This is a genomic window from Tissierella praeacuta DSM 18095 (genome assembly GCF_900128955.1).
Lineage (GTDB): Bacteria > Bacillota > Clostridia > Tissierellales > Tissierellaceae > Tissierella > Tissierella praeacuta.
The window spans coordinates 20,527-37,675 of record NZ_FQTY01000011.1 but is presented as its reverse complement, the minus strand read 5'-3'; the positions used below and the strand labels follow the sequence as shown (position 1 = coordinate 37,675).

The 17,149-nt window shown below is 31.2% G+C and carries 15 protein-coding genes and 1 pseudogene; 5 read left to right on the top strand and 11 right to left on the bottom strand.

Annotated elements, in window-relative coordinates:
* The first annotated feature begins 671 nt into the window (after window positions 1-671).
* The 5 genes from BUB33_RS10985 to BUB33_RS10965 all read left to right on the top strand — a co-directional run bounded on the left by BUB33_RS10985 (window position 672) and on the right by BUB33_RS10965 (window position 2,897).
* Window positions 672-1,205, top strand: coding sequence for a DUF4367 domain-containing protein (locus BUB33_RS10985; protein WP_072976311.1), 534 nt, complete (start codon window positions 672-674; stop codon window positions 1,203-1,205).
* 103 nt (window positions 1,206-1,308) lie between these two features.
* Window positions 1,309-1,566, top strand: coding sequence for a hypothetical protein (locus BUB33_RS10980; RefSeq protein ID WP_072976310.1), 258 nt, complete (start codon window positions 1,309-1,311; stop codon window positions 1,564-1,566).
* 77 nt (window positions 1,567-1,643) lie between these two features.
* Window positions 1,644-2,120: a DUF6973 domain-containing protein gene (locus tag BUB33_RS10975; RefSeq protein WP_132984256.1), complete on the top strand. Its 477-nt coding sequence runs from the start codon at window positions 1,644-1,646 to the stop codon at window positions 2,118-2,120.
* Window positions 2,117-2,584 (top strand): hypothetical protein, encoded by a 468-nt coding sequence (locus tag BUB33_RS10970; protein ID WP_072976308.1) that lies wholly within the window; start codon window positions 2,117-2,119, stop codon window positions 2,582-2,584. The genes BUB33_RS10975 and BUB33_RS10970 overlap by 4 nt, the downstream gene beginning before the upstream one ends.
* 76 nt (window positions 2,585-2,660) lie before the next feature.
* Entirely contained in the window at window positions 2,661-2,897 is a 237-nt protein-coding gene (locus BUB33_RS10965; RefSeq protein WP_072976307.1) for a hypothetical protein, read from the top strand.
* A gap of 209 nt (window positions 2,898-3,106) precedes the next feature.
* Here BUB33_RS10965 and BUB33_RS16855 read toward each other — a convergent pair.
* From BUB33_RS16855 to BUB33_RS10910, 11 genes and pseudogenes are all read right to left on the bottom strand, one after another.
* Window positions 3,107-3,365: pseudogene (locus tag BUB33_RS16855) on the bottom strand (DUF3852 domain-containing protein).
* Between the two features lie 504 nt (window positions 3,366-3,869).
* On the bottom strand, window positions 3,870-5,222 hold the full coding sequence (locus tag BUB33_RS10955) for an MATE family efflux transporter (RefSeq protein WP_072976306.1): 1,353 nt from the start codon (window positions 5,220-5,222) through the stop codon (window positions 3,870-3,872).
* A gap of 26 nt (window positions 5,223-5,248) precedes the next feature.
* Complete coding sequence (locus tag BUB33_RS10950) at window positions 5,249-6,382, bottom strand: DUF1015 family protein (protein ID WP_072976305.1); 1,134 nt, start codon at window positions 6,380-6,382, stop codon at window positions 5,249-5,251.
* A gap of 1 nt (window position 6,383) precedes the next feature.
* On the bottom strand, window positions 6,384-7,505 hold the full coding sequence (locus tag BUB33_RS10945; RefSeq protein ID WP_115322176.1) for a cysteine synthase family protein: 1,122 nt from the start codon (window positions 7,503-7,505) through the stop codon (window positions 6,384-6,386).
* A gap of 43 nt (window positions 7,506-7,548) precedes the next feature.
* Entirely contained in the window at window positions 7,549-9,168 is a 1,620-nt protein-coding gene (locus BUB33_RS10940) for an ABC transporter ATP-binding protein (RefSeq protein ID WP_072976303.1), read from the bottom strand.
* Window positions 9,165-10,016: an ABC transporter permease gene (locus BUB33_RS10935; protein ID WP_072976302.1), complete on the bottom strand. Its 852-nt coding sequence runs from the start codon at window positions 10,014-10,016 to the stop codon at window positions 9,165-9,167. Before BUB33_RS10935 ends, BUB33_RS10940 begins: the two co-directional genes overlap by 4 nt.
* A gap of 1 nt (window position 10,017) precedes the next feature.
* Entirely contained in the window at window positions 10,018-10,968 is a 951-nt protein-coding gene (locus BUB33_RS10930) for an ABC transporter permease (protein WP_072976301.1), read from the bottom strand.
* The gene (locus BUB33_RS10925) at window positions 10,968-12,557 is read right to left on the bottom strand and encodes an ABC transporter substrate-binding protein (protein ID WP_072976300.1); all 1,590 of its coding nucleotides are present in this window, start codon (window positions 12,555-12,557) and stop codon (window positions 10,968-10,970) included. Before BUB33_RS10925 ends, BUB33_RS10930 begins: the two co-directional genes overlap by 1 nt.
* A 96-nt stretch (window positions 12,558-12,653) precedes the next feature.
* Window positions 12,654-13,451 (bottom strand): Rossmann-like domain-containing protein, encoded by a 798-nt coding sequence (locus BUB33_RS10920; protein WP_072976299.1) that lies wholly within the window; start codon window positions 13,449-13,451, stop codon window positions 12,654-12,656.
* 115 nt (window positions 13,452-13,566) lie between these two features.
* The gene (locus BUB33_RS10915) at window positions 13,567-15,312 is read right to left on the bottom strand and encodes an ABC transporter ATP-binding protein (RefSeq protein ID WP_072976298.1); all 1,746 of its coding nucleotides are present in this window, start codon (window positions 15,310-15,312) and stop codon (window positions 13,567-13,569) included.
* Entirely contained in the window at window positions 15,309-17,078 is a 1,770-nt protein-coding gene (locus BUB33_RS10910; protein ID WP_234950038.1) for an ABC transporter ATP-binding protein, read from the bottom strand. Before BUB33_RS10910 ends, BUB33_RS10915 begins: the two co-directional genes overlap by 4 nt.
* Between the last annotated feature and the right edge of the window lie 71 nt (window positions 17,079-17,149).

The window sequence follows — 17,149 nt, the reverse complement described above, 5'->3', positions numbered from 1 at the left end:
TTTATAATTTGTGCGTTGAAGCTGCTGCTTTAATATGCTAAACTTATTTTATATATCTACTGAACAAAACTTTTACGAATGATAGTATTTGAAAAAGTACCCATTAGGTGAAATTTATATTTGACAGAGGAAATTGAGTCAATGAAATTAACCTTAAAAACGCTTTTATTAGCTAGTATTCTTTTTATAGCACTACCTCTTATTGGGGTAAACTATTTACCTTCAGATTGGGGATTTCCCTTTATATTACTTACGTTGTATATTTTAAATCCTACTTTTTTCATATACACAAGCTCCCTGACGGGGAAAAATATTAAAAACAATTGGCTTATTCCTTTACTTTCACTTTTGATTCTTTTAGTTTCTACTCGTTTAATTTATGGAACAGTTCAACCAGTTATAGTTATAATTAATGTGGTAGTGTGTGTAATATCAGTCTTAGTAACACATCTTATAAAGAAAAGAAACATATCATACTAACCATTATGAGCAACATCCTTGGCACAGCAAGCCTACTGCTCTATATGGGCAAACAACACTAATCTCAAAGTTGTAGAAAATAGGTGCGATACCGAGAAATTTAAAATCCAAGTGGATATTTATTTCATTACAGAAAGATAGTTTCCTATCTGGCAGGGTGCAATGAAAATGAAATCTTATCAATAACGGCAATGACAGCAATTTGTAAAATAGCCTTAAAAGAATATATAGAACAGGAAGTTAATAGTGATGAAAATGCTAAAGTTGTGCTTCTACCTACGTTTGCAAAGAATATTAAAAAAATTAGAAAATCAATAGCTGTCGCGGCTTGTATTATAATTATGACCTTTTCAGTGACTATGGTTGCAAATGCTGAATTTAGAGAAAAAGTTATTTCGTGGGTCATTGAAACCTTTGAAAAATATAGTATCTTTGAGTTAAAGAATGATAAAAAATTAACTATACGGGAGTTACAAAAGTATTCTCCACAATATATTACAGATGGTTTCCAGTTGCAGAATATGATAGAACAACCAAGTTTAATGCTATATGAATACATTAGTGAAGATGGTAATACCCTTAATATCTTTATGAGCCTTTCTGATACAAAAATATATTTTGACACAGAAGGAATTACTTTAGATAAGATAGAGATATCTGAAACAACGGCTTATTATTTTGAAAAAGATTGTCCCCTTTTTCCTCCTCGTGCGTTATATAAGTGAAGGCATATAAGCAAAGTAACTTTAAGGAGAGTGATTCCAATGGTTTAAGAAAGAAAATATAATCAGATATATATAAATTAAATTTAGAAAGTGAGGACTTTATATGAAAAAGTTGACTACAAAAATAATAAGTTTTATAATAACATTATCAATGATAATGAGTTTAAGCGTTCCTACTTTTGCAAGTAAATTGGACATGAATCCTTTTCTTAATCAGCAGATAGATTATGCGACTATTGTTGAAAGACTAGAGATTGATGATTTAAACAATTTTATTCAGAGTATAAAATATAATGAGCCAACCATAACTGATGAGAATCTTGAACAAAAAATCAAGATTAGAGTATTGCAGGATGGTTAGACAAGAAAATTATTCGGGTAAATAGTAATGGAAGTATTGTTTTTAACGGTAATTTAAATACTCGCTCTTATGGTGATTTGCCCATTATAAAAAACAGATTAAGAACTAATGAGAAGAGAGTTTTCAATAAAAGTTTATTTAAGGGGATATCTGTATTATCAGCTGCAAAAACAGCTATGTCATATTATAAGAAATATTATAACTCTACCTCTAAATACGAGGATGATAATTCTGATGCGTTTCGTCATGCTCTCTGGATGATATTATCGGCGAGAGATGCAGGTGCTGCATATGCAAGAGAGTTTGGTGTGGCACATGAAGATGACTATCCGGGCAGTGCGTTAGCAAGAAAAATGGATTTGTTTAACAACGATGTGGGCATTAACAAAGCAACAAAAATCCCATCAAATGCACCTTCTGATGTTATAATTGATATAGCGCTAGTACTTATAAATGATGCAGTGAAAAATGGAGAGTTCCGACGTTTTAAAGGTTCGGATATCGGCACTAAAAACTATTTGGTAAAAACAAATTCCGTGGGGTCTAGAAAATGAGTAGAAAAACTTTTTTTGTTTTAGGTATATTTAGCTTTATATTAATAACAACTTTGTATTATAATTCAGTTTATTTATTAAGAGAAAGCAGTATACCCCATAAAATAAAAACAGAAATTTCCGGATTATCCAGTGTTAATTTTGATGAATTAGTTACTGGAGATTGGAATAACATAGTGGTTGTTTCACCATATACAGACTCAAGTGAAATTAAGAAACAATACAATATTAATTTCAGTCGAATTGCTAATAAATCGATTGAGTATGGTGATGGTCAGAGCTTAATCATATTTTGTGAGGAAAATAAAGTTGAAAGCTATTTCTATATTCCATATCAAGTTGCTGTGATTGACTATTCTAAACTACCAAAAACACAAAGAATTGAACGTGAAAATTCTATTTTTGCAGTTGAGCGAAAAAACAATGGAGAGTCTATCACAATATTATCTTATACCTCTAAGTAGAATGAACTCACAAAAATAACAAGCTTTTAGTTATAACAAAACAAAATTAGGTAGAATAAATTACAGAAGCTCAAACATGTATGAAGGTACAGTGCATTATTCTTTAGATGTATCATATACATCTAGGCTGGGACTTCCTTCATATACAGTTAGATTATTTGCAGGGAAACTAGTAGATTTAGTAACCATTGTTGTGTCAGCTATTGCATTTCCTAAGGCTATGGTTGCCACATTCATTAAGAGATTATTATTGAGTGCAGGCATATCTATTACAGGAGGAGCTTTATCTAAAAAGTTCTTTAATAGTAACTGATCTCATAGCACGCTATCTATTAGGAGTATTTCTGGAATGGGATTGATTATAATGCTTTATAATCACACTAAGCGTTAGTTTTAAGTTTTTTCTATTTTTAGATTATGAGCACACCCTCCATCAGTGACTAACTTTATCCACCCAATAAAATCTATCTAATTACGCAAATAAGGTACTGTACTATTCGATTTAGCACAGTGCCTTTGCTTTTACATACCCAATATGCGCCAAATATAGAGCGGTGCCGTTAAGGTGAACATCAAACAGGCAAATAAAATTGCCGGATCACTCCACTCAACTTGACCATGTTTGCGATAATCAAAATACAGCTAAAGTTATATCGATTGCGGGAAAGACTACCTTATTTACCACAGTTTTAATTTGCCCTGAAGCATCACGCCATGTACCCCCAATTGCACCAGCTAAATCTCCTGTGCCAGCTGCAAAAGCTGTTGTACAGAAAAACATGAAGAGAATAAGAAAACAAGTCAGCATCAGGATTCCTTTTTTATACTTTGTCATAAAAACTGCCTTCTTTCTTATATATTTTCACAAGACAAAATCCCCACGGGTTAGGTTAATTATTCTCATCCATAGGTTTATTGACCGCTTACATTACAAGCTTTAATTTTGACTTCTTTACTATACTGTGATTTTCTTCCCATAAAAAACACCTCCAAAGTAGATTATTTAATTTTAATTAATCAGATAATCTACTTTGGAGGTATCATATCATTTCCTTAATCGCTTTTTATATTGTTTTATAGAAATTAAACTATTATTTAGTATATCCCTGTAGTATGTTTTAATTTGATATAATCAGTTTAATAGCAATTCTTTAATGCAACTTTTTATATTCACTTAATCTATTTATCAGAATATATCAATTTATCTATATTCTTCGTTATAACAGTGAAACTATTTATTTTATAATCTTTTTCAGTGTAATCTATCCAAGTATAACCTTGTCAGTTACACCAGTGGTTGCAATTTCTTTGAGATGTTTGTAATATAAAATATTGCAAATATTATTGCAGTTAATATCCATGACATAGGATAGCAAGCTAAGACCATAAATAGGCTTGGACGTAAAGGAACTGCAAAGAATATCCATATAATTCGAGATGCACAAATTCCTAAAAGAGTAATAAGCATTGGTTTAAAACTTTCTCCCGTACCTCGTATTGCTCCAGGGAAAACTTCACAAAATACATAAAATACATATAAGGGTGCAAGAAATTGTATAATTTGAGAAGTAAGCTCAATAACTTCCCCATCCTTAACTAAAATTCCAGCAAAGATTCTGCTTCCCATATATAAAGTAGAACTAATAACTATAAGTATAATTGCTGGTATTATTATACCAACACGAATTCCTTTTTTTGCACGTTTAAATTTTTTGGCTCCATAATTTTGTGCAACAAAAGTAGATACAGCTGTAGCAAAAGCTTCCGATACATACCATATTAAAAAGTCTATTTTCCCACATATAGCCCAGGCTGCTATACTATTAACTCCAAAATTATTTATACTTGCTTGAACAATAGTATTAGAAATTGGAAATAGTGTTGCTTGTAATCCAATAGGTAATCCTAATTTAACAATTTCCAGCATATGTTCTTTGTACAACTTAAGTTTTTTTATATATATTTTACAAGGTGATTTTGTCTTAGTTAATCTTAAAATTACCAAAATTGCGCTTACAGCTTGAGATATAACTGTAGCAATAGCTGCACCTACAGCACCCATTTTAAACATAACTACAAAAATCAAATCTAAAGCTATATTTACTATATTGGCTGTAATCAAAAAATAAAAAGGAGTTTTTGAATTTCCTATAGCTCTTAATATTCCTGCCCCAATATTATATAGCATCGATATAGACATCCCTGCATAATAAATAATAAGATATCTCTTAGCATCATGCATTATTTCATTGGGAACTCCTATGACTTGAGTAAAGAAAGGAGCTAATACAATGGCAATAATTGATAACAATAATCCTCCTAAAAATGCAAAGGTTACAGCATTATGACTAGCTTCAGAAACCTTTTTAAATTTTTTTGCTCCATAATATTGAGAAATAACAATTGTAGCACCAGATGAAAGACCTACAAAAAAATTAACCGGCATATTTATTAAAGTATGCACTGAATCTATTGCTGCCAAAGCACCTTTTCCAGCAAATCTTCCAAGAATAATTGCATCTGCCATTGAGTATAAGGCTTGAAAAAGAGTTCCCAAAAAAATGGGCATAGCAAACTTTATCAAAGTTTTCCAAATAATACCCTTAGTTAAGTCATATTCTTTTATAGTTGATTCCATTATTTTTCCTCCTGTAATTGATTATTTTATACACAAAAAATCACTCCATCTTCTATTTTAGGATAAAAGAAAGTTGTTTTTCTAGGAAATTTATATCCTTTTTTACACAATAGAATAATTTCATCAATACTTGGTGACGAAAAATTAAAAGTTATTCTATTTAAATTATCATTTTCTATATCATTATTTATTGATGGCTCAATTTCTCTACAACAATCAAAACAACTATTCATTAAAGGTTCTATATATTTTTGAAATATCTCTGCCGAACATCCATTTACTTCTCTCATGTTTGATTTGTTTCTTTTTAAATAAAATATCTCATCACAGAATTTCATAATCGTATTCTCATCTGAATCATACTCATTATTGAAATCACTATAAACGTAGAAATATTTATTCAAGGCCTCAAGGAAACTTTCTTTTTGCTTGTTTATATTATCAGTAGCTCTTATTTTCCATTCTCTTGAAAATCTAATGGTTTTAATTTGACTAGCTGAAACAATATTAGCAAATACTTTATTGAAATTAGTTTGAATATCAATATTGTCAGTCATATTATATAAGTTTTCCAATGAACACAACCTATGATGTCCATCTGCAACATATAGACTACCAATCTTATTAAAAATTTCAATAAATTTATTTATAGTATCATTATTTTCAATTCTCCAATATCTGTGTTTCTTATTATTAATTGATACAAAACTGTAAGTTTCTTTCTGTTTCTCTATTACTTCATCTATAAGATTATCAATAAATTCATGACTTTCAGTATAAAACAACATTATAGGCTCAGACTGCACTGGACACTCAGTAAAACAACTACACATATTTTCTATTTTCTCTTTGTATATTTGTTCATGTTTTATAACTTTTTCTTTTAAGCTATCTAAAATATCAACACAAGTCAATATTGACCTAATGGTATACTCTGTATTACTCTCCTCATGTATATATAAACAAGGTTTATAATTTTTTACCAAAATATCTTCAATAATAAATTTTGAATATTGGTTTAATATGTCTTTAATATTGAAGTTTCTTTTCCTATTTTTAAAATAAATTTCACTATCTAGCAATTCATTATGGTATTTTGTTATAACATTGTCCCTTAATGTTTCCTTAATAGATAAGGATTGAAATGTCTTTATTCTCATTTTATTCACCAAATCTAACTTTATTTTGTTTCATAATTTCTTCATTTATATCTTTAGTGCTCTTTGGAATAGATAACTCCTTTTCAATTTCATTATTATAAAAAAAACTTTTGTTAGCATTTGTATGTTTTGGTTTTAACCTTTTAGCTTTGTCAATTAGAAAATTAATATTGGTATCAATAGAAAAACCAACTTCTCCAAGCCATTTTTCATTAAATAATGTATCTACATATCTATCGCCTCTATCAGCCACCATAGAAATGACAATCTTATCTTTTGGTAAGATATCTGCAATATGCATTGAAGTTAAAAAAACAGCACCTGAAGATGGCCCTATCATTATTCCTTCATGTTTCGCTAAAACTCTTGCGGCTATAAATGCTAATTCATCTTCAATTAAATATCCTTCATCTACTAAATCTATATTCAAGTTGACAGGAGTCCAGCCAAGCCCAACACCTGGCGTTAAATATGATTTAGCTTCTCCACCGAATATTATAGATCCTATTGCATCAACACCTATTATTTTTATATCTGGTCTATTCTCTTTAAAGTACTTTGATATACCACCTATTTGTCCACCAGTGCTTACTGCAACTACTATAGCCCCTATATTGTCATCACATTGTTCTAATAATTCCTTAGCAGTTTGTTCATAATGTGCTTGACTGTTTAATAGGCTAAAACACTGATCTGGCCTAAATGAATTATCTATTTCAGATGCCATCTTATTAGCAAGTGCTATTCGAGTCTTGTGGTAACTGCCACAATCATCTTTTTCAGTAACTACAATCACTTCAGCTCCATACCCCTTTAATAATGCTTTGTTGGACTCTGTTGTTTTTGGATCTACTAAAATTTTGATGTTATAGCCTTTTGCAGCGCCTATCATAGCTAATGCTATACCAAAGTTACCGCTAGAAGACTCAATAATCGTACCTCCTGGTTTTAGCAAACCTCTTTTTTCTGCTTCTTCAATAATATACTTCGCTGATCTATCTTTTACACTACCAGCTGGATTAAAACTTTCCATTTTGAGTAAAATTCTTTTTGTATAGGCCTGAATGTTCTTTAATGAAATTAACGAAGTTGTTCCCACCAAATCTAAAATACTCTTATCCAAAATACACCCTCCCTTATACTGTTAAGATTTTATTTATTTGTTTCTAAATTTTATCCACAAATTGACTCTCCATCTCCTTAGCCACGTATAATAATTCGTTCACTGTACTCATTTTGTCCACACAATAATTATCTTCACAACAAATATTAAATTCGTCAACAATATGACCATCTTGCATTATAAGTATCCTATCGCAAATTGATTTTAAAAATTGTATGTCATGAGATATCATGATTAAAGCTGTATTATAATTTTCCCTAACATTTAATAACAACTTCAATATTTGTAATTTATTTTCAACATCTAAAGCAGATACTATTTCATCACAAATTAAAAGTTTGGGTTTAACCATTAGGGCTCTTGCTATAGCCACCCTTTGACACTGCCCAGTACTTAATTGTGGAGGTCTGCTGTTAAAATGAATAGTGTTTATAGCTACTTCTTTTAATATATCTTGAACTGGATTATCATCTTCTCTATTATAAATTTTCATATATTTATTAGGTTCGTTTACAAGTTCTATGGTTTTTCTTCTTGGATTCAAAGAATTACGGGCATCTTGAAATATCATTTGCATTTTTCTATATATCTGTTTTCTTTCTTTTTTTCTAAATTTATCAATTCTCTCTCCATCAAAGAATATCTCCCCACTATCTATATCTTCTAAGCCTATAATGCATTTCGCTAAAGTTGATTTACCACACCCACTCTCACCTAGAATTCCTACAGTTTCTCTTTCATTTATTTTTATCCCTATGTCAGATAATGCATTAAAACCATTATTTTTGTATCTTTTGTTTACACCTTCTATTTCTAATAAAGGTTTGGGCAAGCTATTTAAAACCCTATCTTCCCTTTTATCTTTTAAATTAAATAAACATTTATTACAATAAATAATTTTTTTAGTATAGTCTGAGGAAGGCTTTTTAAACACATCCTCAACTGTACCTTTTTCCACTTGAGTCCCATTATACATTACAATTATTCTATCAGCTATTAATCTGGCAACAGTTATATCATGAGTTATAAATATAATAGATAAATTAAAATCTTTTTGTATTTTTTTCAATAAATTAATTATCTCCATTTGGTTAAGCACATCTAAGGCAGAAGTAGCTTCATCAGCTATTAGTATCTCCGGCTTTAAGACTAAACACAGAGCTATACAAACTCTCTGACACATACCACCACTGAGTTCAAAGGGATAAGATTTCAATATTTTGTCTGCATCTTTAAAATTTAAATATTCTAAATACTCTTTACTTATTTTATATATTTCTGTATCACTCATTTTAAAATGGTTTAGCAGGGTTTCTTTGAAATGATCATTAATAGTCATCATAGGATTTAAAGCTTCTTGAGCATCTTGAAAAATATAGGCTATCTTTCTCCCCCTGATTTTACTCCATACCTTTAAATCACTTTCTAAGTTAATAAGAAAATTCGGATATAAGCCCACCTCACCTTTTACCTTTGCAGATACAGGTAAAAGACCTATTAAAGCTTTAGCTAAGCTAGATTTGCCAGAACCGCTTTCTCCTATAATTGATATGACCTCACCTGCTTTAAGGATAAAAGAGATATTAGAAACCGCTTTAAATGAATTCCCATCTTTTATATATTCAACATTTAATTTCTTAACTCTTAATTTTATATCCTTCATCCTAACAATCTCCTTTTTGGACAATCTTCCAGTTTAGGTATCTCATATGGATCCATTAAATCCCTTAACCCTTCTCCAATTAGGTTTAAAGATAACACAGATAATATTATAGCTAAGGTTGGTCCAACTATTATATAGGGTGCTTGAAAGAAAAATGTTTTTCCATCTGATAACATACTTCCCCATTCTGGAGAAGGTGGTTTAGCCCCTAAGCCAAAAAAGGAGAGTGCTGAAATTGAAAGCATTAATTTGCCAAGCTCAAATGTAGCCATAACCATCACTGGGCTTATAACCTGCGGTAGCAATTCTTCTATCATTATTCTCCAACTTTTTGCTCCTAAAATTTCTGATGCCTGTACGTTGGTATTTTCCTTAGCGTCTATAACTATACTTCTCGTCAACCTAGCAAAAGGTACCCAGCCAATGACTACAACAGTAATTAACAGGTTTAAAAAACTAATGCCAAATAGGGACGTTACTATTAGAGCCAATACCATAAAAGGAAAAGCCATCATTACGTCTACAATCCTCATCAATAAAGCATCTATTAAGCCTCCATAATAACCTGACACCATTCCCAGAAAAAGCCCCAAAATTACTGTCAATATCAAGGCAGAAAGTGAGGTTGTTAGAGTGGTTCTTCCTCCAAATAAAACCCTAGAAAAAATATCTCTTCCATATTGATCCGTTCCAAATATATGCTTTGAACTAAAAGACATTAATCGATTTTCAGGAACTTGTTCAATGGGGTCATAAGGTGCAAATACATTTGCAAAAGCAACTAAAACTATAATTGATGTTATTAGTATTATTCCTATAATAAGTGATAGAGATTTGTTTTTTTGCATCTTATCGCCCCCTTCCCATTTTAACTTTCGGATTTGCATAAGTATAAATTATATCAACAAAGAAATTTATTATAACAATCATAATAGTCATAAATAAAGCGTAGGCTTGTGTAACTGGATAGTCGTTTAGTAATATACTTTCCATAGCATACCTTCCCATGCCTGGCCAAGTAAAAATACTCTCTATAACTACAGCACCACTTAGTAGGGAAACAAATGAAAGGGCTAAAATTGTTATTATTGGAAGTGCAATATTTTTTATTGCATTTTTTAATATATCTCCCTTGCTAAGTCCTCGGGCAATGCCGAATGATATATAGGCTCTGCCGAATTCTTGCAACATATTAGTTCTTACCACCCTTATTAAAGAAGGTGATGAAATTACCCCTAAAACAATGACAGGAAGCCAAAGTCTACTTACATTAGCTACGTTTGAAACTTCATAATATTTTAGATAAACTCCAAAATAGTAAAGCAACATTAACCCAAGTGCAAATGCCGGCACTGATGAAAAAAATACGCTTATAAAACGAATGACTTGATCCGTAAACTTTTCATGTCTAACTGCAGAAATAACCCCCAAGGAAATTCCTAAAATACATTGAAGAATCATAGAAGGAATAGCAAGTAATACGGTTGCAGGAATCCGCTCCTTTATTTCATCTGCAACAGGTCTGCCTGTGTAGATTGATTTCCCAAAGTCAAATTTTAATACCCTTTTAATCCATGAAATATATTGAAAAGCTATGCTTTTGTCTAAATTAAGCTCTTCCCTCATTTTTTCATATCGTATATCATACTCTTTTGTATTAGTCATTGCTATTTCCGGATTTCCCATAACTATTTTCACAGGATCCCTTGGAGACAATCTTATTAATACAAATATAATAATTGTAGCGATGAAGATGGTCACAACCATCTCCATCGTTTTTTTTAGTATTTTTGTAAACATCAATATCCCTCAAATTCCAAATCTGAATTTACTACATTTTCAAATTGTCTAAAGTGTTCTTTATATCCTTTTAACGATTTCTTGACAGCAGACGTTTCTACTCTTGGGTACATATATATAGCAGGAACCTCCATAGCTATTCTTTCATTTATAGCTAATGCAAGTTCATGCCTTTCTTCAGCGGTTTTAGCATTTAAAAGCTCTTCCAATAACTTATTTGTTTCCGCATCATCATATTTTCCGTAATTTGCTGTTCCAGTTGGGCTAAATTGACCACTTAAAAGTGAGTGCTCATCACCATAGGTTTGCCAAGCCTCAATTAAGCCATCCCAGTCGCCTGTTTCTCTTGCCGTTTCAATTAAAGCATAGTCTCCATAAATAACCTCTGTGTCAACACCAATTCTAGACCATTGATTTTGAATGGTTTCACCTAAGGCTTTATCTTGTCCCCAAGTTCTCAATTTAAATTGTAGTTTTTCTCCATTTTTATGTCTAATTCCATCATCTCCTAACTTCCAACCTGCTTCCTCAAGTAAATCCTTGGCTTTATCTGGATCATATTTTGTATAAACAGCATTCTTAGCCTCTGCATATTTAGGGTTAGAACCTAACCAAGTAGTGACTGGGGTGCTTAATCCTTCCGAGCCCAATACAACCAACTCATCTCTATCCAAGGCCCACGCCAAGGCTTGTCTCACCTTTACATCTTTTAAATGTTCTTTTTGTAGATTAAGATATATAGTCTGTGTATTGGCAGCTGGTGCCATATGCAGCACTAGATTGTCATCCTTTTTTAATTGTGCAACACTTTCATTTGGTATCCCTCTTACTATGTCACCCCTACCACTAGAGGCTGCAAGAGTTCTAGCTTCATTGTCCATTATTTCTTCATGGATTATTCTTTTAATAGTAGGTTTTTTTCCATAATAATTTTCATTTATTTCTAAAACTATTTTTTTCTTAGGTTGAAATTCAACTACTTTATACATGCCGCTCATATCCATTGTCTCTATAGAATCGTGGGCTTTAGATGCATTTATAATGGATAATTCCATATAAGCAAGAGATAGGGGCAAGTTTAAATTCTTTCTTTCTGTTTTTGCTTCAAAACTATAATCATCTATTGGCGTAAAACTAATCCCTTCTAAAAATGGCAACGCTCTAACATTTGTTTCCCTAGATCTTTCTAAAGAATCTATGACAGCTTGAGCAGTAATAGATTCTCCACTCCAAAACTTAGCTTCTGGTCTTAAATCAATTTTCCATGTAGTTTCATCAATTTGTTTAGAGCCTTTTGCTAGAAAGGGTTCTACTTCTCCATTTGCTTGAATTTTAAATAATGTTTCAGAAGCACCATTCGCTAGGTAATGACTAGATCCTGGATAAAAATTCGGATCCATTTTACTTGCTATCTCTCTTTCTACGAAAATTAATTCTTCTTGATCTGTTGCATTTGTATCCACAGTTTTAGTTGCTTCTGTTGATTTTTGACCACTTACATCTTGTGTACTTTTATCGTTACCACATCCCACAAATAAAACCAGTGCTAACACCGCTACAAATGCAATACTGATAATTTTTTTCTTCATGATAATCCTCCTAAAAATCTAAATTTTTTATTCTTTAAGTTTAAATTATATGATTCTAAAATAGTCAGCTTTAATTTTCTATAGATTATTTTATACTCAATAATATAAAAACACTTCCGTTGCTCCACTGCTAAACTGAGTAAAAGGAAAGGGTTCTGCTAAGAGTGATGTAACCCCCTTGCCAATAAATTGAGCTACTACAGCACTTCCAGTTTGTGCATAAACAGTTAATGGTAACCCTCTTTCCCTTGCTACCTCTAAAATCCTATCAAAAGTATTGTTACTAAGTGTCATAGCAGTACATATTATTTTATCCGCATCTTTCAATACTACTTCCATATCAGATTCAACAATGTCTCCATAAGAAGTTTTATCTAAATTAAAATCACAGGGCAAACAAATTGCACCATTTTTTTTAATGGATTTCACCAACGGGTCAACTACTCCGATTAAGGCAACTTTTTCACCTTCTTTCACATTTGCCAAGCGTGCTATCAATTCATCCCTAGCATTTGCTTTTTCTAAAGGTGTACCAGATGGTATTGTAATTTTTTCATTACAATTCTCTTTGTGTAAAAACTTGCTTCCTAAAAACGCGTCCATAGTTGCAATTCTAATGGGCAAATTGTCAATCTTTATAACATCTTTAACAAATTTACCTGAATTTTCATTGGCTAAATCTAAATCCAACTGCTCTTTTTCATAAGAGCAAGCCCCAAAATAAGAGTTAATTCTATATAATACATAATAATTTTTATACTTTATAGATGTGTTAGGAAACTGTGTTGTTTGGTAAATGTACGAAGCACCAGTTATATAACTGTCCTGTATTTCTGCTCCATATTCCTCTTTTAAAATAGCTTTTCTCAGTGATTCAATGTTTTTTAAATTCATACAATCCTCCTTGTGTAATATACCTATAATTAGTTTGTTTTAAGCTTGTTATAAACATAGTTTAAAGTTTTTACTCTTTAAATTTTACATGGTAGCTTTCAAATCATCTCCCCTCTTATATTGACTCTGCCGCTTCAGAAGCCATGGACATTTTTAACATATTTTGATAGGTCTTAGACTTTTCTTTAAGTTCTTCATCTGTTCCCACGCCTTCTATTTTGCCTTTATTAAGAAGAACTATTTTATCAGCACTTCTTATGGTTCTCATTCTATGAGCAATTACTATAACTGTTTTATTTTTAATTAAATGAGAAATAGCTTCTTGTATAAGGCTTTCGTTTTCTACGTCTAAGGAAGCAGTGGCTTCATCCATTAGAATAATAGGTGCATCTTTTAGTATTGCTCTTGCTATAGAGATTCTCTGACGTTCTCCTCCAGAGAGTCTTTCCCCATTTTCACCTATAACTGTATTTATTCCTTCTGGCATTCTATCTATAAACTCATCACATCTAGCTATTTTTGCAGCTTTCAAAATTTCCTCCTCACTAGCTCCTTTTTTCCCTATTGCTATATTATCCTTTATGCTGGCATTAAATAGTACCACATCTTGAAATATTATTGCATAATTCTTAAGCAATGTTTCTGGATCAATTTTACTAATATCCACATCACCTAATAGGATTTTTCCTTTATCTATATCCCAAAATCTAGTTGCAAGTTTTGTAAGGGTGGTCTTTCCACTACCTGATGGTCCTATTAAGGCTGTAACTTCTCCTTGCTTTGCAGTAAAACTTGCTCCATTAATTACTGTATAATCATCATAACCAAAGACTACATCTTTAAATTCTATGTCATAGCTATTTGGAGCCATTTCTTTTTTTCCTTCTTGTATAGGCATGGTCTTAATTTCTTTAATTCTTCCTACTACACTATCTAACATAATTATCATAGCCATGAAAGAAAGAATTCCTTCAATTGGTAAATATATACTTGCAGTAAGCATTAAAAAGGCAATATATACAAGAGCATTAATTTCACCTGCTATTAGCATATTTGCTCCTATGATTGCCACTGAAACTATTCCAAATTTTAGAAGCATTCCTGATAAGGCATTTGCAATACCAGAGGAGAACTCAGCATTAATTTTAGCTTTGGTAGTTTTATTCATTTTAAATAAAAATTCATTCATTACTTTTTCTTCTAAATTATAAGCTTTTATGTCACTTATTTGATCAATCTTTTCTTGCAAGTCATCAAAAACTTCTCTGTTGGTTTGTATCCATGCATCTACTGACTTCTTTTGACTGTGCTTTGAAAAATAAAATACAATCAATGCAACTGGTATTACCCAAAGAGCAGCTAAACCTAGTTTCCAGTTATAGTTTAAAATCATTATTCCTATAATTATAGTAGAAATTGCAGTTGAGTAGATATGAGGAACAGCGTGAGAAAAAATTTGTTCATAAAGGGTCATATCACTCATCATAGTTGCTGAAAGATCTGCAATATCACGTTTGCTAAAATAAGACAAAGGAAGTTTTTTTAATCTATTTGCAATATCAATCCTTGAATTGGCACTCTCTTCATAGACATTGTTGTAAAGCCTTACATAATCCCATCTTGCCACTAAATACATTATTCCTGTCATCAGGATAATTAAAATAATGTATTTGAAAAATGATAAACTTTGAAATGTGCTTATTCCTTCTAATTCTTCCAAGTATTGAAATAAAAACATAAACCCAACTATAGGAGGAAACATTTTTGTTAAATTTAAAATTGTATGTGAAAAAATTGATTTTTTAAGATTTTCAGCTCCAATGTCTGACATGGCATATCTTTTTATAAAATAATCTTTCATTTTCTACCTCCTAACTTCCAATTAATTGATTTTTGATATTCATCCCACATATTTTTGTATTTGGATCCTTTTTCTAATAGTTCTTCGTGACTTCCGCTTTCTACAATTCTCCCACTTTCTATTAGGAGTATTTTATCTGCATTTACCACTGTAGATAGTCTATGGGCTATCATAAGAGTGGTTTTACCTTTTGAAAGTTTCTTGAAGGATTCTTGAATAATATGCTCATTTTCAGGATCTGCAAAAGCAGTTGCTTCATCTAAAATTATGATATCTGAGTTTTTAAGAAAAGCTCTGGCAATAGAAAGTCTTTGTGCCTCTCCCCCTGAGAAATATGTTCCCTTAGTCCCATATACTGTTTCAAGGCCATCTTCAAGATTATCTATAATTTCTTTTGACCCTGAATTTAAAAGAGCTTCTTCAATTTCATCATCTGTAGCAGTAGGATTCCCTATTAATAAATTGTCTTTTAAACTCATTTTAAATAATTTTGAATTTTGAAATACAAAAGATATTTTCTCCATTAATTTAGATTTATTGTAGTCTTTAATGTTTATGCCGCCGATTAATATTTCTCCTTCATCTGCATCATAAAATCTAGCAGCAAGACGAGCTATTGTTGTTTTTCCTCCTCCAGATGGTCCTACTAAAGCTACTGTTTTTCCTTTTTCTATTTTAAAAGAAATATTGTCTAAAACTTTCTCATTATTATAAGAAAAAGTTACGTTTTTAAATTCTATATCTTTATTAGAAGAATTCTTATTTCCATAGGTAAAATCCTCATAGTCCAAAATGTCATCAATCTTATTTAGAGCTAGTTCTGCAAAATAAGTGTATTGGTTAATTGTTGCTGAACGCATAATAAAAACACCAAAAGCAGGTCCAATTAAAAGGTAAATAACACTATTTCCAAGAACTGTCCTTACATCTCCGCCATTTTTAATTATTAATATAGCAATAGGCACGAGGAAAAATGCTGTAGAACTTGAAATAGCTTCAAAAAGTGACATTTTATTTTTATATCCCATAGTCATTTCCATGACTTTATTTTTAATGTCTATAATTAATGAGTAAAGCCTATCAAAGCTTTCTAAGCTTTGAGCAAAAGTTTTAACTACAGGAATCCCCCTAACATATTCTACAGATTCAGCTGATAGATTGGCTAACCCCCCAAAATATTCATCTCGCATTTTCTTTGTATCTTTGTTCATCATAGTCGACATAAGCATAAATCCAATAATAATGGGAATAGAACTAGCTAGACCTAATCTCCAATCAAAAATGAAGAAAAAAATAATAAGTATAATAGGTGTAATTATAGTCATAGCTAAATCTGGTAGTTGATGGGCTAAAAATGAGTGAGTCTCTGCCGCTCCATCTACAATTATGTTTCGGATTTTTCCACTTTCCCTATTTGCAAAAAACCCCAAAGGCTTATTTATCAGTTTTTTTATGCTTAACTTAACAATATTTGCCTCCACCTCAAAAGCAAAAAGATGGGAAACAATAAGTGAAAAGGTATAAAGCAAAAGTCCTGCAACTGCAAATAAGGCCGCATAAGTGGCATTAGATCTAATTGCTGCAGAATTAATATCATTACTTAATATAATTCCGCTTACAATTTTATGAATATATACCATTGGCATAAGTACCATAATCCCTGAAAGACCTGAAAATATCATTGCCAAAAAAAGCATATAATTTTTTTGACCTCCATAAGGGAGTAATCTTTTTAATACTGAGGGTTTCTTTTCTTTATCTTTCAAAACTATCATCCCCTTTTTATTTTAATTCTTTTAGACACGATTACCTACTAACAAAAAAGTAATTACTCTTT